We start from the raw sequence: 18,821 nt of genomic DNA, 5'->3' as shown, positions 1-18,821 counted from the left end.
CTCAAATCATTCCCTCAGTGTTTGAGTTCAAGGTTGGCTAGCGGATATCGAGTGGTCAGGCCTTCTCGGCCAGGCGATTGGCATCACTCTTTCGGCGTATTTCCATGATGGGGTGGTCGTTGGCGATCTGAGCCCCCAGATGCATGGGGCTTGGCAGTTTGAGTTGACCGTCCCACAAGGGCGCATTACGGCAGAGCAGGGCGACTTGCTCTGCGATCGCGGTTGATGAGGCAAAGGAAGCAGGCTCTATGACGGTGATTTCGGTAACGCCGAGTTGCTGCCAAGGATCCGCCAACAAGAAATCACCGACCTGGTAGCGGGTGTTTTTACGCTGGCCTTCAGCCTTGCTGTAGATCTTTGAAGGCGATACGAAGTAATAAACGGCAGGGCTTCGAAGTGACTGGAAGACGCCGATTTTCTGCCCAATGTACTGGGGCTGGGTAGGGTGCTCGGAGTGGTTGCCGGACATCTGAGCGATGTCGTTGTCCACCCTGATTCGCACAATGGCCGCATTGGCCGGGACGGGCGGCAGGCCGCTGTCGGGGCTGTCCTTCAGCCCCCGATAGAATGTTCGCAAATTGCTATCGAGGCAGACAATCAGCGGGGTGTCTGCCTCATCCGTGGCCACCAACATCGACCAAGTCACGAGCTTGTTGATGGCCTCAGGGTTAATCAGCGAAGGCGTGGCATGAATGGCAGCGACGCCCTCAGTGAACGGATACCATTGTCCGCGGCTAGGGTCGTTCTTGACGAACCAGTAGACCTCGCATTTCTGAGTATCAGCCACCGTCCTGGTGATGACTGGCAGGTAGATCATGTCACCCTTTTCGTTAATGCGATCCAGGCGAATAGACAAAATCGTTGTGCCTGTCGGGATGGTCTTCGCCTTGACGAAAGCGGTTGGGAAGTAACCCGTTAGGCGGATCGCCTCGGTGACAGTGTTGAGCGCCTTGTAGTCCCGCGACTCTTTTTTGGGCTGCGGTTTGTCCGGGTCTGGTACCTCATGCATGATGAATTGAGTCACGATGCCATGCTCGGCCAGTACCCTGCGGATATAATGTTTTGGGTCTCTGTCTGAATCGAGTGCTGCAGCTACGGTACTGGTTTCAACGATCAGGATTGATGTGCCGAGCTTCTTGATTTCGGGGACGACGCTGTTTCGAAGCCACCCATCGAGTTCAATGGAAGAAGCGCTGCCCTCCAACATGGAGGTTGCGCCTTCGACAGCTAGGCGCGTCAGTAGAATTTCTGGAGGCGCGTTTTTCTTGAAGAACGGCATGGCCGTGCCCAAGGTCTCGCTGGCTTTGACCAGTCGCAGCATGATCTCGGAGTGTGCTGCCAGTACCGCAGCATGCACCTTCACAGGCGTTGAGCCCGTCACATTTTTTGCCACGCGAATACTGGAAACGGCCTTACGAGCGAGCAGCGGCTGCGAGCCCTGGAGGTTGCGCAATAGGTGGAAGCAAGTTTGGTCGAGGAAGAGGGGCCCTGGGCCGGAGCCGATGGCGGGCTTGAGTGGTGGTGTGACGTAAATTGGCCTAACGAGACTGTCGACGGGTATATCACCTTCAATCAGATCGGGCAGAGGCTGAACGCCCATGAATGCGAGCAGCTTGTTGGTCGGGAAGTCGTAAACAGTCTGCCAGCCGGTGTCAGTCTTTTTGCTTCGAATAACCGCTTTCACAATCGATTGGCCAGTGTGCACCCAAGCGTGTCGCTTACGCCCGATCGAGTTGGGCATGATCTGGCTTAGCTTCACGCGCAGCTGGATGAAAGGCTCAGTGCAGTCGCGAAGTAGCTTCAGACTCGGCTCGATGACATGCAGGGCGCTGGCAATGCGATCACCCGTGGGCATGATTGGATCGTTCCAGGCAATCAGCGAACCGTCTGAGGCTTGCTGCAAGGGAATGAGTTTCGGGATGGGATCGGGGTTTCCGTTCTGGGTCGATTCAAGTGGTGTCGAGCACATTGCCTGACCAACCAGCCACGGAACAACGGTGTAGGCCAGGGGCGAAACTCCGTCGGGGTTGATCAAATCGCCTGGTAGCAGGGGATGAAGTTCTGTGACTGCGAGCTTGGTTTCCAGTCCCTCAACCTGCTCGTCCCACATGCGCATCACTTCGAGCGACCAGAGATACAGGATCTGATTGATCGTATCGACGGGCAGGGGCTTCAGCATGAGGATTGCTGACGCACCTTTGTCTTTGTAGGGGAACAGGTTGACTTCAACGGGCCCGCCCGAGACCGCGGCCAGCATTTCTTTCAGCGCATTCGTAGGCAATCCAGGGTGATGCTTTTTCCCCAGGTTCTGCAGGACTTGCCAAGCAGCCAGGTAGTGCTCTCCGATCTGGGCACGATAGGCATGCGCGAGCGCTTGCGGGTCGAAACTGAAGAGGCTGGTGCGCAGGTCAAGGTTCTTCATCGAGCTTCCTTAGCTGATCGATCAATGTAGTGCGTGATAGCACTCGCGATGCCGTTGTGGTGCAGGAAAAACTGATTCCAGCTGCCTTCATTTTTCAGTCTTTGGACGGACTCCGAGAGCAGTTTTGCCCACGGCGTACGGCCATTGGTGAACGATGCATCTGCGAAGTAACAGGTCACCGGTGTGCCGCCGCGCCGGCCACGCCCGATCAACTGAGTGAGGGTCACCAGTATGTTCATCACGGTGTAATGGCGAATGTTGGCAGGCTGCTGGCCAAAAGCTGGCGGAGCGGTGCGAATCTCGTTGAGGATTGAGTTCGCGATAGCACGTTCTTTGTGCAGCACATGCTGGAGGCTGGGCTCGGGACGCATCCGGTTCCAGGTTTCGTAGCTGATGTGCGCAAGGTTGTTTTCGGGGCTATCCGAGGCAGGTAATGGGCGCACGCAGATCACCACACCACCGATCGCTGAGAGGCCATCTTTGTTTACGATATTGTGGCCGCGAGCCATAGGGTGGAGCGCGCTGACCAGAATCGTTTTGTCCCGGTGCGCCCCTTCAATGAACTGCGCAAGATCGTCGTACACCAGCGTGTGTTCAGCGTTTAGCAATGTGGGCTTGTACTCGCTAGCTCGACCTCGCACCCAGCCAACGGTTGGGGTGGGAGAAAGGCCAGCAAGCGTGATTGCCAGTAGCTCAGCATCGGCGTCGCTGCTGGCAACCAGGAGCAGTCGAGCACGATCCGCGGTGACCGGATCCTTGGCCAACGCTTTTAGGCGCTTTTCAATCCAAGGCCATAGCTCGGCGGCAAGTTGCTTGATCCGATCCTTTCGCTCGAAGAAAGGTGCACCTGAAACCGTCGTGGTGAGCCCTACATTCTCAAATGCAACTTGGCCCGCGGCGTCGGGCACATCAATGAAGTCCTTGGCCTTGAGGTCGTATGCACTGGCACCGGGGAAGTAAGCAGTGGCCGAGAAACCCATGAACATGCGCCTGACACCGGCATACCCAAGCGACGCGAGTTCGGGAAGAGCCAGTAGGGTGCCGTGGGGGTCACCTCGCATTGCCACAACGTTCAGTGATGATGTCGCCTCGCTGGCCGGCTTGCGTTTGAATCCAAAAACGGTGCGATGCAGTGGGCCGATGGGACTGAACGAGAGTGGCTCGCGGCCCTTCAGATTGCTGTAGACCTCTTGGGCATAAGGGACTTCCGCATTGGCAAAGCTGGGCAGTTCGATCTGCAGATTCCGTAAGACGACTTCAAGATTGTCCAGGATGCCGCGCAGAATCAGTGCTGCTTTAAGGCGCTGCAGGTCTTTCGTGTTCAGTTTTGCCTTCAGGTGGCCGCTACCGGCAAGGGTTGTGAGCAATCGCCCCAGTTCCATCGCCTGATTTTCAGGCCTGCTGGCCATCTCATTCGTTTGCCAGTAGATCAGGTTTTCTCGCAAGCTGCGCAGGTGCTCCGGGACGCTGGCATTACCGCTGCTGTACAGGGCCTTAAGCGTCTCGAAGTCAATCTCCAGCTTGGTCATGATGTAGCCGTCTTCTGCCTCTGCCCAGGTTGTTTCCTTCTTTGGCCAGTCGAAGTACTTGCGTTGTTGAAGGTTCATCAACTGATCGACGTTGGTACAGCAGAAGCCGAGGGCTAAGGACAAGCGAATTCGGCTGCTTTCTTCGATGCCTGGAATATTCAGTCGGCTGAAAATCGCAGTGAAGAGCTGTACGAGTGGGCTTGCCTCGCCCGTGTTGCCCAACTGAAGGCTAAAGGCGCTTGTGTCGATCGCGGTTTTGAGCAGCCCATCGATCTCATCGATCAAGAACACGGGTGAGATACGTAGCAACAGCTCGATGAAGCTACGAGGGCCCGGGAACTGTTCTGAATCGTTGAGCGGTATACGCGATGTGCCGGACAGTAAGGCATGGTGATTGATGACAATGACGTCAGCATCCAGCGCTTGCGACAGCATCTTTGTCCGACCGCAAGAGAACAGGAAAGGGCAATGGCTTAAGCGCTTTGTCTCTTCCTTCGCATTGCCTTTGGAGGACACGATATGAAGCTTGAAACACGGCTCTGAGCCTGCCGGCATAGCTTCCAGCTCGCTCGAGTAGGCGTTTAGCAAGCACGCGTAGTCGTCAGGATGATCCTCATTGCGCTGCTTGAAATGTACGCCCGCGCGCTCATGGGTTCGAGAAAGAGAATGTAATGGCGCAACCTTCAGGTTTGGCGCTACGACTGATGCCGCCAGTCGCATGATCCTCACGGTATTGTCCAACTCCACGTAGCCTGGCACTGCGATAACGACTTTGTGACCGCGGCTAGCTGCATCGAGCGCCATCAATGACATCACTACCGTCTTACCAGTACCGGTGGCGGCATTCACGCGATAGAAGTTGCCTGAGCTCGCCGATCGCTGGCTGCTGTTTCCCCAAATGTTGTTAAGGGACGCGCAGTGTTGCGTATGCGGCGTCGAGGCGGCATCTAGTTGTTCGGCAATCGACCGGAGATTTTCGTAGTCCCAGCTGATGTCTGGGATCGCTGGCGTATTGGAAATCTTGAGGCATTGACCCGAGGGCGGTAATCGCTTCCTCTCGTTGACCGGGATGCTGAAGATACGGGTGCGTTCAGCGGTGATGTACTTGAAGACCAGGTTGCCAGTGTCAGGCAGCTTTACGACGGTAGGAGGCTGATGCCAGCGCTTTAATGCATCCAAGCTTTCCTGGATAACCTGGTCGACGTCCAAAATCACTTTGATGCGGTAGTGATCACTCTCGGCCAGCTTGGGGCGCAAGCATTCCGGTTCAGTTAGCTCAAACGGGCATAGCTCGTCTGCGAGAACGATTGCCGCAACCTCGACGAATCGCGCCGGCTGTGCGAGCGATGAGGGGCGGAGCCGAAGCCCCATCGCGATTGTGATCTGCTGCTCGACAGTGAGGCTGTCCCACGTGCTCCATTTGTGGGTGCGTCCTGCAATGAGTGCAGCTGCATCTGCCAAGCAAGGCGTGCCTTCAGTGTGGCGTGCCGCCAGTGCCAGGAACAGCGTGGTTGCGACGTCAGAAAGGGTTCGCACGAGTGGTCAGTTCCTTGATGCATTCGCTTTGGGTGAATACCTGCAAGCCCGGGCATACGCTTCTGAGCCATGGGACATGAGCCTGCTGGTAATCCGGGATGACGAACCAGCGCATCGTTGTTGGCCGCAGTGATTCCAAATAGGCGCCCAAGGCACGCGGTGATATCCAGACCTTCGCATCAATGTCGAGCGTCATGCCGCCGTAGGTGACTCGCAGATCTGAGCGGTCTACGTCTGGCCACAGGGTGACATCGAGTCCATGCTTTGAGAGTTTCTCGGCCAATTGAAGCTCGAGCAGCCCGGGCAGCAATGTGTACTTCCAGAGTGCGCTTTTGAGCATGTGGCGCTTACCCGCAGCTTCGCCTTCCAGCACTTGGTCGGTGACAACGTTGACCAGCCGTCCTTGCATCCATCGGTACAGGCTACTTTTCTCTCTGCACCAGGCCGAGTCGCACTGAACCTCTAGTCTCTGTGGGTTCATGGGCCATCGGCATTCTGGGCATTGGTAGAGCTTTCCGTTGTGAGCAAGGTGCTCCGGAATGGGCTCATAAAAGTCATCGAGATCCCTGCCAAGCGGGATGAAAACGCTAGCCGCCCGCACAGGATCGATTACGGCGTTCTCGATCAGGAAGCGTCTGAAGCGCCTGTAGAGCTCATCCCCTTTGGAAATCACCTGGCACAGGTCACGCACTTCTCGGACGATCGACTGGATTTCTTCCCAGAGCTGATGAACGTCGAGTTCGAGGAGCATTTCATTGCAGGTCTGGGTGGAGATACCAGAAGCGAGGAGGGAGCCGGTGTAATCAAACCGTACGGACTCTGGAAGCCATGACTCCAATGGGAGCGACAATTGACGTTCCAGCTGTAGGGCTGAGCTGAGGGGCTCGCAGGGAGAGAGGCGCCAAAGATGTGCCTGGGCCTCTCGGAGCAACAACAGTGAGGCGCCTCGATCCGACTCGCACTGGGACGCTGCCTTTGACAGAAGCCTGAGTAAGTACTCCGATCGTTGGGTGTCCACGTGTACGTCCCCTGCGCCTTATCCCATGAAGGCCAGGCTTGCTCGCAATCGTGCGAAAGCCGGCAACGGCAAGCAGTCAAGGGTCGAGGATGAGGCCGCCACGCGGCAGGTCTACTTGTTCCGAGCGTTGTCTTGCTTAACCCGATGATCTAACAATTGATTTTAGTTTGCCACTACTCAAGGTGTGACGTTTTGTGTGGGAATGGGCTTGTGAGCGTGGAAGGAATTCAACTGGATTGATTCGTCTCTGAATGGCCATTCAGTGGGATGGGTCATGCATAAATCGACGTCTTGGCCGAAGGCCGCTGCTCTCTGTGAGTTTTCCTAAAGAAGCGTCGCCGGGAGGTAATGACCAAGTAACTTCTTGCCCACAGCGTTTCGCGGATGGCCGGGGGCACGTATGCGAACACACAAGCGGCCAATCGGGTAGCTAGTTCATCCACATGCTAGCGAATCGAGCAGACGACTTCTGTTCAATTTTCTGAGAAAGGGTCGGATGGCCGATCAGTAGTGATCTCTGGTCGACCTAGCGCTGAAGTATTGATTTTGAAGCTGGCATCGATGCGCACCACACACTGGATAAAGACATCATTCCTTGCGCCAGTAACGGCTGACACTGGAACGAGGGATCCCCAACAGCTTGATCACCTCAGCCTGGGTCTTACCCTCAGATTTCAGCTCGCGCACTTTCTTCAAGTTTTCCTCGGCGCTGCGAGTGCGGGGATGCGCTTTTTTTGCCGGTGCCAGCGGAAGAGGTGCATCAAGAAGCCCCATAACCTTGAGCTCTTCTAGCACCAGATTGAGGATGTCCCTAGGCGTGTTCTGCTCATCTGACGCATGTACGAGCGCCAAAAAAGTCAACGGGTGCACACTCAATGACTTGGCCAGCGCTCGATTCGTTTCAAGTGTGGGGTTGGATTGGCGGCCTTCCAGGCGGCTGACCTGCGATTGGGTTACCCCGCCAGCGACGTCGTATTGAGATAGCTGCTGCTGATCTCTCAGCAGCTGCAGAACCGCTGCATAGGCTTCACGCAGGCTCATTTCATCCGCCCTGATAAAAACGGACGGTATGCCGCGTTTGCGTGCTCTCACTCAAATGTATATATTCATCATTGTGGGATTTGGCTGGCTAGTCAGCCACCTGCTTGACGCTTGTTTTTGAGCAGAATGCTGGAAGGCTGGTGTCCGATAACCCATTCAATATACGGCTAACTCCCAAGGATGCACCCTTGAAGTCCAGCGATTTTGAGCTGTTGGCTAGCCAGCAGTCACCCGCAGAAACACCACCCGGGTCAGTGCCTGCTAATGTGGAGCGGGCGATGGCCACAAACTTTGGCATCGCTATAACGGGCTTCCTCTGCTGCGCTGTGTACGACCAGTCAATCAATTGTCTGGTGGGCATTGTCTATCGCGAGAGCCGCTGTCGATTCCGAGATGGTTCCACAATCCGTACCTCTACGCTCAGGCAGCGCATCGAGCGTGGTGCGTACCATCTGTTTGAGACGAGAAACGGAAGCGTCTATGTCGTCTGCGACTGGGCGCTGGAAGGTGGAAGCCCTCAGTTCGAAGGCGCCCTTCACTAAGGCCGGCATATCCCGCAACAACGCGATGCAAGATGTAGCGCGCTAAGACGAAACAGGTAGGTACAGTGGAAGCAGCGTTGGTAGCAGACTTTTTATCCGGATACAGCCTTCCCCTGGAAGGGGATGGCCAACCAGATGACGTGATTGTGGATACGGCATGGACAAATAATCAGGGCCGACCATTTTATATTGTCCGGGATTGGCTCCTGCTCGACATCATGGTGCCTAGCGATGTTGAAGATGATCTCAATGCTATGGGCCTACAGCCAACGGTGGTTTTTGCCAATACTGTGGTGTATGACAGTAGAGCTCGAGGCTCCCGAGTAGGTGCAATTCGCTCTAGCTTCCTGCGTGTACTAGATGGTTGCACTTTTGAAAGCATGCACACGAGTTACATCTTAGCCGGGCCAGGGACAAGAAAACATGTGAGCCTTCCTGCACTACAAGCCTTGGAAAATGCATGAACGTAGCCAATGCGCTATTCGCCCAATAGATACATGATCATATGGCGAAGGAACTATGAGAATGGAAACGAATTTTGAGGAGCTGATTCGACGCCATGCCGAGCAGGTGTTTGGCAGCAAAGTCAAGGCCGATGCCTGGTTGGCTCGCCCTCACATCGCACTTGGGGGGTTAGCTGCACTGGAGTGCGCATGCAAAGAGGCTGGATATCGGAGAGTGAAGGCTTCGCTCGACCGGATTGATCAGGGATATGCCTGTTAATGTGACCGATGCTGTAGGTCTAGTAGACGCGGTAGGTTCCAATCTACAGGCACACCCAGCCGTGAAGTGATGCTTTGTACCATCGTAACTACTTAGGCGAGGCCATCCGAATATCATGAAAGGCATGGACTCCTCTGGTTTGCAAAACGAGTTATCTGCCACTGTGAACGCCTCGACCGAAGCTAGCTTGGGCACCGGTTCCGGTGAAATCGACGCCGAGGTCAGAAGCGCTGAGTGGGCCAGATTCTGTCTCCGGCATCGAGCGGTGGAAGACACCTCCGAAATTGCCTGTCCTCGCGTTGAGTTCCCCCAGATTGATGGGCCTATGGAGGTTCGGATTGCGGTCAGTTTTTCTGGCGGTAAGCAAATGAACTGCGCGCTGTTTATCGTACCGTTAGGTGATATCGACCCGCCCCCCGTTAGCTCCTGCCACATGGGTGAAAATCTGACCTTGAGGGGAGGTCGTTGTTTGCTAGTCCCAGTGTCTCACGATGTTAAGTGGGTACATGAAACATGGCCTAAGTCGATGGAGGAACTGAATGCTTTTGTTGCTAATGTGACTGACTCGCCACGATTTTTGGAGGCGTGGGTCATGGAAAGGAGCCGCGAATCTAACAAATTGTTGATGGTGGTGGTCATCCACGGCAATGTTTTCCATGGCTATTTGCTGGGGGCTCCAAAGCCTGGGGATTTTAATGAGACCCGTGTGATCCCTATCTTCTTCGAGCAGGTTGGAGAACTCACATGTGATTCACCCGTCCTGATCGAGCTAAAACTCAGTGTCAAGAATCTCGATGCGTTACTCAGCCATACGCGCCAGTTACTGTCGGGGCCGGATCGTGCTCAGGCCGATAGCCATTTGCGTGATGCGCTCGGTGAACTGGCTAATGCCTTGGAGAAGGGGCGCCAGTCGATCTCGTTCGACTTGAGTTAGGCGCATGCCTTAATGTTCTTGAGCACTTTGACTGGGGTTTTTAGAGGTAGAAACGGGCGTGATTGAGTTGGCTGTCACTGGCAGGATCTTTCATATGTGAAGGGGGTGTTGGTCATCAATAAAGTTGTGCAGGCACAAGCTCCAGAGTATCCTGAAATTAAAATAACAATAAAAAGGGGTGCACAGTGTCCGAGATCAAGGTTTTCATCGAGATTGTCGGGGGCCACTTGAATGTCCGGCATAGCATAGAGAAGCACGAAAGTGAGGAGCTCTCTAAATTTCAGGCTATAGGACTTCTTTACCATATGCTTGATTACATCGCTCAGCTAAATCCAGGGCTCGAACATTCAGCGCTTGGCGTTGCTCGAGGAATTTTCGGCGGGGAAGGGTGGGCGGACGAAGTCATTGAGTTGTTGTTAGCCGCTGAGACCTGGGAGAGCCGGATGAGCGCGGCATGGCATGCTGTGGACGATGAGGCCAGGAAGACCGCGCTTTCGTTGGATTACCAATCCTTCCAGAACTATTGGCCTAGCTTGGATTTTTATCAGCCCGAGTGGCGCGCTAGGGTAAAGTCAGAATCTGCCTTATCTGCTTTCAAAAACACCCAGACAGCCACGGCTGGCTCTTTGCACTAAATAGTACGTTGACTGCAAAGCGAAAATGTCGAAGGCTCATGGGTCTGACCCCATGACTCTGACGCATCTCGAGCAAGGCTGAGAAGTGAGCTTAGCGGGTTGGAAAGCATGATTTTGGCGTATATTTCTGACCTTTAGCCCAAAACAGTCATCATGGCTTCCTCGGCGACCGAGCGCGTGAAATGGATAGCACCATCACCACTGAGATCTGGAGACGTGCCTCGGCTTGCTGGGGTGATGGGTTTGTGCACGTCCTGAGCGAATTGCTCAATAACTACCAGCGCAACCCAGGTAAAGATGAGCCTGTTAGGATCACTGCCGAATGGATAGGCCAGGATGGCTACTCGTTCCTGTTCGTAGCCCTGAATGCAAAGTCCCGTCGTGATGTCAGGTACTACGATCATGGCGGGCATATCGAACTGCGATCGCGTCTATGGGAGCACATCTGCCGGGCCATGCAGCAGCGGCTGGTATTAAGTGGCATAGCGCCGGAACCGGTTACTGAAGATCTGCTGGCTTACGATATCGGCGTCTGACGCCTTCCACTTGGCGGGGAGGGTATTCGTGGGCCTGCCAGGCGAAATCTAACCAGCTAGACGTGTTGTCTGTCACTGACCGGGGAATTCAGCCCATTTTGAACGGATTGATCTATCGAGCGCTGCGCGCGCCTTGGAGTTGAACCCAAACTAAAAGCAGCGGCCTTACGGCCGAAGAGACGATTGCCCCGGGGCCCGAGGGGCCTACCCACATCTGCTACGACATTTGTGAAACGAGTCGAATCTGTGAGAAGCAGAACTGCACAAAAAAGCGTGCGGCCAAGATCGCGGAAAAACCGAAGAAAGAGGAGCGGGCGCAGATCCCGCTTTTCTTTGGGTCTCAAATATAGAACTCCGTCTCGGAAAAAAAATTGACAGATCAAAGAGGCGACTTATTTGTAAAATGTGATATCCATCACGTTTTTGGTGCCTATTTTGGATGAAGTCAGTTCGTAGCGAAGGGGATTCGCGGTGAGCTGACCAATAGATCTGTCTCGCAGGGTTCTCCTCGTAGCTAGCCTGCCTATCGGGTGTGCTGTATGGAGTCGTGCGCATTTCAACGACCAAAGGATCATTACGCCTGAATCAGGAAACGCTATCATCCTGCCATTAGCTCAAGAGGGGCCCTCTGGCCGGCCAATTCCGGCACTCCCTTGGGCATCACGACAAGGAAGGTTGCGCATGGACGACATCGTTCAGCCCCTCGCTGCTCAAGAAGAAATCGCACCTAAAGAAGTCAAAATCCTGGCCACCTTGGTGGCGAAGCTGAACCTTGCGGACTTCCAAAACGCCATTCCTGTGATTCGAGAGCTTCGCATCGCGAACGAGACCGAAGACCGCTTCGTCAATGTGACTCTGACATTGACTTCAGAGCCTGAGGTGTTCAAGGCCAAGGTCTGGCGAATCGACGAAGTCGCACCTGACAGCTTTCGAATTATTCCGGGGCTTGATCTGGTCTTGGATGGCCCCTTGCTCAGTCGCCTTACAGAGGCCGAGCTTTCCACTTTTACCTTTGCACTTGAGGCTGATGACAAGGCGTCCGAGAGTGGTCGGAAGGAAGTTGCTCGCCTAGAGCAGGTTGTAGACCTTTTGCCGCGTAACCAGTGGGGTGGGCTTCGTCATATCCCAGATATGACTGCCGCTTTCGTACAACCCAATGATCCGGCAGTTGAACGGTTGTTGAAGCAGACGGCTGAATTGCTGCGCCTCAGTGAGAAGTCTTCGGCGCTCGATGGCTACGAGGGTGGTGCGAAGCGTGTCTGGCAGCTGGCGTCAGCAGTCTGGGGCGCCGTGGCACGAATGAAGCTTGATTACGCGTTGCCACCGGCGAGCTTTGAGCAGACTGGCCAAAAGGTGCGCAGTCCCAGCCAAATCGCCGACACTGGTTTGGCGACCTGTATGGATCTCACTCTGCTTTTCTGTGCAGCTCTTGAGCAAATTGGGCTGAACCCTGTGATCGTCTTTACCCGGGGGCATGCCTTCGTGGGTCTGTGGATGAAGCCGGAGGAGTTTACAACGGCGCTGGTTGATGATGTGACCGCGGTGCGCAAACGGGTGAAGCTGCGCGAGCTGGTTCTTTTCGAGACCACCCTTGTTACTCAGAACCTTGCTCCGTCTTTCTCCTATGCCGTCGAGCGCGGAGCGAAGCAGATAGCTGAAGACTCAGACAGCGACTTCGAGATGCTGCTCGACATACGTCGCGCACGTCTGCAGCGCATCAAGCCCCTGGCGAGCTCCGAGGCTTATATACCACGAGTTGCTCTGGAAGTCTCGGACGAGGCCGCACCGCTCCTGGTTGAAGACGGCCTGGACATGCCTGATGAAGTGCATGAGGTGGTCGTCGAAGATCTTTCCAAACTCGATCCTGCTGATCGTCTAGGCCGCTGGCAGCGCAAACTGCTGGATCTGTCGCTTCGAAACAACCTTCTCAACTTCAAGACGGGCAAGCGGGCTTTGAAGCTCGAGTCTCCAGACCCGGGTGCTCTTGAGGATGTACTGGCCAGTGGTCAGTCGCTGAAGCTGCTCACCCGTCCAGACCTCATGGATGGTGCTGATCCAAGGGAGCGCGCTCTGTATGAACAACGCGAGCGTGAGGATGTTCGTCGCCGGCATGCCGAGGATGCGCTTAAGCGCAGAGAGGTGTTCGTTGCGCTGACATCCAACGAGATGGATGTTCGACTCACCGAACTGTACCGAGGTGCTCGCACAGCGCTGCAGGAAGGCGGCTCCAATACGCTCTTCCTGGCCATCGGCTTCCTGAGTTGGACTCGTGAGGACAGGGCGGGGCAGAAGTACAAGGCGCCATTGGTTTTGGTTCCGGTTACGCTGGAGCGCAAGAGCGCTCGCTCCGGATTCACCATGGTGCTCCACGATGATGAGCCGCGCTTCAACCCAACCCTTATTGAAATGCTTCGGCAGGACTTCGAGTTGGGCTTGGGTTCCCTGGAGCACGAGTTGCCTCGGGACGATTCTGGTCTTGATATCGCCGGCATTTGGAACAAGGTCGGACATGCCATCAAGGACATCCCAGGGTGGGAGTTGAGCGAAGACGTCGTGCTGTCGATGTTTTCATTTGCCAAATACCTCATGTGGAAGGATCTGGCCGAGAACGCTGAGCACCTGCGGCAGAGCCCTGTCGTTCAGCACCTCCTGGATACCCCACGCGACTCGTTCATTTCGGATACACCGTTCCCAGAGGCGCAATCGCTGGATCGTGATTACGGCCCGACCGATGTTTTCTGCCCACTGCCATCTGACTCATCTCAGTTGGCTGCAGTGATGGCGGCAGCCAAGGGCAAAGACTTCGTATTGATTGGCCCACCCGGTACCGGCAAGAGCCAGACGATTTCCAACATGATCGCTCAGTCGATTGCCCAAGGGCGTCGCGTGCTGTTCGTCTCGGAAAAAATCGCCGCGCTGGATGTCGTGTATCGTCGCCTCCGTGAGATTGGCTTGGGTGAGTTCTGCCTCGAGTTGCACTCAAGCAAGGCTCGGAAAACTGATGTGCTGGCCCAGCTGCAGTCCGCTTGGGAGGCGAAAGGGCAGGTCGACTCCGCTGCATGGGAGGTTGAGGCTCAGCGCCTCGCAACGCTGCGCGACAGCCTGAACATTTACGTGGAGCGGCTGCACCGGCGTCATCGCAACGGTTACACCATCTACGGTGCGATTGGCACCGTTACTTCGGGTGGCGATGAAGCTGTTGCTCCGGTTGGTTGGGCGTCACCTGACACGCATGACCAGAAGGCTATGCTCGAGCTGCGAGAGTTGGCCGATCGCCTCGAAGTGAACGCGCAGGCTGTGGGATACAGCCATTTAGTGGGCAATGCGTTGTCCGCTATAGGCCAGGCGGAATGGTCACCCCATTGGCAGCAACAGCTGGTGCAGGCAGCTCGCGATGTATTGCCTGCTGTGCTGGATGTGCAGCGGGCGGCTGATCGGTTCGTTGAGTTGGTTGGGTTCCCGACTTCGGAATACACCGCGACAGCACTGGAGGGGTTGTCAGTCCTTTCCCAGGCACTGCCCGCGGCAGCAGGGCAGGATTGGCGCTTCGCGTTGCGGCCTGATGCCCGCTCCATATCCCAACGACTGAGCGATGGCTGTGCGTGGGTTGAACAACACCGAGAACTCAACGGCAAGCTTTCGCCGCTCTGGTCTTCACGCGTTGTGGCGGATGCGAAGCAGGGTATTGAACTGCTGCAGCAACGTCGCACCGTATTCGGTGAGCTCAGCCCGGCCTGGCCGGAAAGTGTCACCGATGTGCTAGCTCAGGCGGTGGCACTGCATGGCCAAATTGTAGAGCTCAAGCAGCAGCTCAGTGCGACCTATGGCGATACGATCGAATCGCTCGACATCGATCTGTTGCTGACAGAGTGGAAGGAGGCTGAGGCATCGTTCTGGCCAAAGTCCTGGTTCGGTAAGCGTCGTATCGCGGGTTTGCTAGCCCCGACTCAAACCACTGCGGGCGAGGCCGATCACGGTAAGGATCTAGCTACCTGGGCAGAAATACGTGCCGTGCGCCGCGCTATTGATGAGCTTGAGCCAGGGCACGAGTGCGTTGCCGTTTGGCAAGGTTCAAAGTCTGACGCTGAGAAGCTTTCGACGTCGATCAAACTTCAAGAGGCCATTCGACTCCAGCAAGCAGACTCGGACTGGATCGATGATGGGCTCCAGTCGGTCGAGCAAGGCCAGCTGGGTGATGCATTGAAGGAAGAGCTGCGACGGCTTCGCACGCTGACTCGCCTTGATAGCGATATGGCTGCCTTGTCCGACCTTGGCTCGAGCACTCAGCAGCTTTGGTGCGGCAAGGACACCAACATTGACCTCCTGACTGCAGCACTGCGCTTCCAGGCTGAGCGTCGGGATATCGAAGAGCGCGGTCGCCTTGTTGATGATCACCCCGAAGTGCAGGAGGGCCGCTGTGGAGCGTTGCTGAAAGGTGACTTCGACCTGTTGAAGCAGAGGGCAGCGGTTGAACGTGATCTGTCCGACCTGGCTGACCTGCGAGAGCTGGTACCGGTTTGGAGTGACCTGAAGACCAAGCTTGAGATTGCACGTCAGGCTGTGGCGTTCCAAGGGCAGGTAGCAACTGCTGTTGCGAAGCTCGCGCTGAACCCGGAGCAGATTGCAGCTTACAAGGCTCCCCTTCAAACGCTCTTGGGCGATGGCAACGCGCTGCTAGAGCCTGAAGGTGCGATAGCTCTCGCCGGCGTTGGCCTGCGTGAAAAGCTTGCGTTGTTGCAGGAGCGTTCATCGCATCTGACTTCGATCGGTCACTTCACCGAGGCCGGTGCTGATGAGACCTCACACCTTTCGTTGAATGACCTCAAGAAAAATTGCGAGACCGTAGTTTCTTCCGAGGCGAGACTCAAGGCTTGGTGTGCCTGGAGGAAGGTGCGCGATGAGGCTTTCGCCGTTGGCCTCGCCCCAATTGTCCAGGCTATGGAAAACGGAGCGATCACCTCCGGAAAAGTCCGCCGCGTCTTCGAGGTGAATTACGCTCGCTGGTGGCTGAATACCACTGTCGATAACGAGGAAGTGATCCGGACATTTGTCAGCGTTGAGCACGAACAGCGCATCCGCGATTTCCGAGCGCTGGATGACAAGTTCACCGAGCTGACGAAGGACTGGCTCCGTGCTCGGCTGTGTGCTGACCTGCCGAGTCAGGACAGCGTGAGCCGCTCTTCAGAGTGGGGCTTGCTGCGTCATGAGATGGGCAAGAAGACCAAGCATATTCCATTGCGTGAGTTGATGACTCGGGCACCAGAGGCGCTCACGAAACTCACGCCGTGCTTGCTGATGAGCCCGCTTTCGATCGCTCAGTACCTGCCACCGGCTTCGACCCCGTTTGACCTCGTCATTTTCGACGAGGCCTCTCAGATCCCGGTCTGGGATGCGATTGGTGCGATGGCGCGAGGGAAGCAGGTTGTTATGGTGGGCGACCCGAAACAGCTCCCGCCGACCTCGTTCTTCGATCGGGCTGAGTCCACGGCCGATGACGAAGATGTTGAAGCGGATCTCGAAAGCATCCTGGATGAATGCATCAGCGCGAACCTGCCGATGCGTAACCTGAACTGGCATTATCGCAGTCGCCACGAGAGTCTGATCGCCTTCTCAAACCAGCGTTACTATGGCTCGAAGCTGGTGACCTTCCCATCACCGTTCACAGCTGACAAGGCAGTGCGGTTGTGCCCAGTAGCAGGTGTCTACGACAAGGGTGGTTCACGTACGAACCTTATTGAAGCAAGAGCGCTGGTCGCTGACCTCGTCGCTCGCCTTCAGTCGCCTGTCTTCCGAGAGAGCCGTCGAACCGTGGGTGTCGTCACGTTCAATGGTGAGCAGCAGAAGCTCATCATGGACATGCTGGATGAGGCATGTCGGAAAGATCCGTCGCTTGACTCCTACTTTGCTGAATCTGAGCTTGAGCCTGTGTTCGTGAAGAACTTGGAAAGTGTGCAGGGCGATGAGCGAGACATCATCTACTTCTCGACCACCTACGGCAAGGATGCTGCCGGCGTCATGTCGATGAACTTCGGCCCGATGAACCGTCCTGGAGGCGAGCGCCGACTCAACGTCGCGATCACCCGTGCTCGTCAGGAACTTGTGCTGTTCTCGACTCTGCGCCCCGAGCACATTGACCTTGCTCGCACGCAGGCCGTTGGTGTTCGTGACCTGAAGCACTTCTTGGAATTTGCGGAGCGCGGGCCGCAGGCCTTGGCAGAGGCTAACTTTGGTAGTGTGGGCGGTTTCGATAGCCCGTTTGAAGAAGCGGTTGCTGCAGCCCTGGCCAAAAAAGGTTGGCAGATCCACACCCAAATTGGCGTGTCGTCGTTCCGAATCGACTTGGGAGTTGTTCACCCTGATGCGCCTGGCCGCTTCCTTGCTGGAGTGGAGTGCGATGGGGCTACTTACCATCGCAGTGCCACCGCACGAGATCGCGATAAGCTGCGTGAGTTTGTGCTGCGTGGACTTGGCTGGGAAATAGTACGGATCTGGTCGACCGACTGGTGGGTTGATGCCGTGGGTACTGCTGAGAAAGTGCATCAGCGCCTCACAGAGCTGCTCGCCGAGTCGCGGGCGAAGCTGACTGTCATCGACGCTGCCCACGAAGCTGAACGTCTGAGAATTGATGCTGCTATGGCTGAAGTGATTGAGGTTGTAGATCACATTACCGATGTGGCAGGGCTATCGGAAGCCAGCGAGGCCAACGATCCGCAAGGTGCACTCCCAGAGCTCAAATACGCCAAAGTGGCCTCTGCTTCTGTAATTGACGAGTATGGCGCGCCGCCCCATCGAACTGAACCTCTGGTTTATAAGGAGGTGGATCTCTCGGTGGGTGTTGAAGGTGTAAACCCCGAACTGTTCTTCGATCAAAGCTACGATCAGACGCTGGAAAGATTGGTTGCAAAGGTTGTTGCTGAGGAGGGGCCTGTACTAGACATCGCACTTGCCCGTCGTATCGCACGTGCTCATGGTTGGGTAAGAACGGGATCGCGTATCCGTGATCGCGTCGATCAAATCGCTAGAGCTCGTTTCCGCTCCCACGATGAAGAGCAGATCGGTGCCTTCTATTGGCCTGATCAAATTGGGACTGACAGTGAAGTCACGTTCCGTCGACCTGGAGACGATGATTCAGTACGAGGATTAGCCGAGATCTGCTTACAGGAGCTTCGAGCGTTGGTAGACGAAATGCTAAACAGGGGGTTCGTTGGTGATGCGCTCGTATATGCAGTGGCCAAAGAGGCAGGAGTAAGCAAGCTCGCTCATGCGGGCCGCCAACGCATTGAAAGGGCTATCCGACATTCTATGAATAGGTGAACGAAAAGGGCGCTGAGTAAGCGCCCCTTTCGTATGCGGCGTCCCTAACAAGCACACTTCATCGATCCAGTGCATGCTCATGGACGGTGAGTTGGCTGCGGGGCAAAGGGTGCTGGAAATCCCTATCGCTGAGCTTCTAGGCGTCTCAAGGATGACTGGGCAAATGGCATTCCGAATCTTGGAGTAGGAAGGCTTGCTGGTGCGTCAGGGATTACGCGCCTTCAACGTGTGCATAATGACCTTAAGCAACCTGGTAGGGTCATCGAGGTGCGTGGCGTGTTGGAGGGATTGGCTGCGAGACACGGATTTCACAGACGCCTTTCGCGTCCGTGAGCGTTAGCTGTCAATCGTGAAAACCTGCATCAGGAGCATCGACGAGTCAATTTTGCGCAGCACCATGATGTCGTGAAAGCCGGTAGAGACAGCTAGGTGTTGTCCGACACTGACCGGAAAATTTCGATCACGCCAAATAGACTCCCGCTGTTGCGCATTGCGCCTTGTATTTGATCCCAAAGTGAAAAGCAGCCGGCCTAAAGGCCGAACCAGACGACCTGCCCAAGCCCCCGGTGGGGGCTAGACCGTGTCGGCAGT

The 18,821-nt window shown here is 55.7% G+C and carries 10 protein-coding genes; 6 read left to right on the top strand and 4 right to left on the bottom strand.

The genetic code is table 11. The features are described 5' to 3' along the window. Nucleotides 1–55 precede the first annotated feature (55 nt). The 4 genes from GIB19_RS19220 to GIB19_RS19205 all read right to left on the bottom strand — a co-directional run bounded on the left by GIB19_RS19220 (nt 56) and on the right by GIB19_RS19205 (nt 7,546). On the bottom strand, nt 56–2,422 hold the full coding sequence (locus tag GIB19_RS19220) for an RNaseH domain-containing protein (RefSeq protein ID WP_274887660.1): 2,367 nt from the start codon (nt 2,420–2,422) through the stop codon (nt 56–58). Further along, nucleotides 2,419–5,487, bottom strand: coding sequence for a hypothetical protein (locus tag GIB19_RS19215; protein ID WP_274887659.1), 3,069 nt, complete (start codon nt 5,485–5,487; stop codon nt 2,419–2,421). Before GIB19_RS19215 ends, GIB19_RS19220 begins: the two co-directional genes overlap by 4 nt. After that, entirely contained in the window at nt 5,471–6,238 is a 768-nt protein-coding gene (locus tag GIB19_RS19210) for a restriction endonuclease-related protein (protein WP_274887658.1), read from the bottom strand. Before GIB19_RS19210 ends, GIB19_RS19215 begins: the two co-directional genes overlap by 17 nt. 855 nt (nt 6,239–7,093) lie before the next feature. Continuing rightward, nucleotides 7,094–7,546 (bottom strand): helix-turn-helix domain-containing protein, encoded by a 453-nt coding sequence (locus GIB19_RS19205; protein WP_274887657.1) that lies wholly within the window; start codon nt 7,544–7,546, stop codon nt 7,094–7,096. A 607-nt stretch (nt 7,547–8,153) separates the two neighbouring features. Here GIB19_RS19205 and GIB19_RS19200 point away from each other — a divergent pair. From GIB19_RS19200 to GIB19_RS19175, 6 genes are all read left to right on the top strand, one after another. Next, entirely contained in the window at nt 8,154–8,552 is a 399-nt protein-coding gene (locus GIB19_RS19200; RefSeq protein ID WP_274887656.1) for a DUF6957 family protein, read from the top strand. Nucleotides 8,553–8,613: 61 nt separating this feature from the next. Next, nucleotides 8,614–8,811, top strand: coding sequence for an MbcA/ParS/Xre antitoxin family protein (locus tag GIB19_RS19195; protein ID WP_274887654.1), 198 nt, complete (start codon nt 8,614–8,616; stop codon nt 8,809–8,811). A 115-nt stretch (nt 8,812–8,926) separates the two neighbouring features. After that, nucleotides 8,927–9,745: a hypothetical protein gene (locus GIB19_RS19190; RefSeq protein ID WP_274887653.1), complete on the top strand. Its 819-nt coding sequence runs from the start codon at nt 8,927–8,929 to the stop codon at nt 9,743–9,745. A 185-nt stretch (nt 9,746–9,930) separates the two neighbouring features. Continuing rightward, the gene (locus GIB19_RS19185) at nt 9,931–10,380 is read left to right on the top strand and encodes a hypothetical protein (protein ID WP_274887652.1); all 450 of its coding nucleotides are present in this window, start codon (nt 9,931–9,933) and stop codon (nt 10,378–10,380) included. Nucleotides 10,381–10,562: 182 nt separating this feature from the next. Next, on the top strand, nt 10,563–10,916 hold the full coding sequence (locus GIB19_RS19180; protein ID WP_274887651.1) for a hypothetical protein: 354 nt from the start codon (nt 10,563–10,565) through the stop codon (nt 10,914–10,916). 681 nt (nt 10,917–11,597) lie between these two features. Then, on the top strand, nt 11,598–18,230 hold the full coding sequence (locus GIB19_RS19175; protein ID WP_274887650.1) for a DUF3320 domain-containing protein: 6,633 nt from the start codon (nt 11,598–11,600) through the stop codon (nt 18,228–18,230). The last annotated feature ends 591 nt before the right edge of the window (nt 18,231–18,821 follow it).

Source organism: Pseudomonas sp. ITEM 17296 (genome assembly GCF_028895205.1).
Classification (GTDB): Bacteria; Pseudomonadota; Gammaproteobacteria; order Pseudomonadales; family Pseudomonadaceae; genus Aquipseudomonas; species Aquipseudomonas kermanshahensis.
Note: the sequence above shows the minus strand (reverse complement) of the source record. Positions and strands in the feature narration are given on the sequence as shown.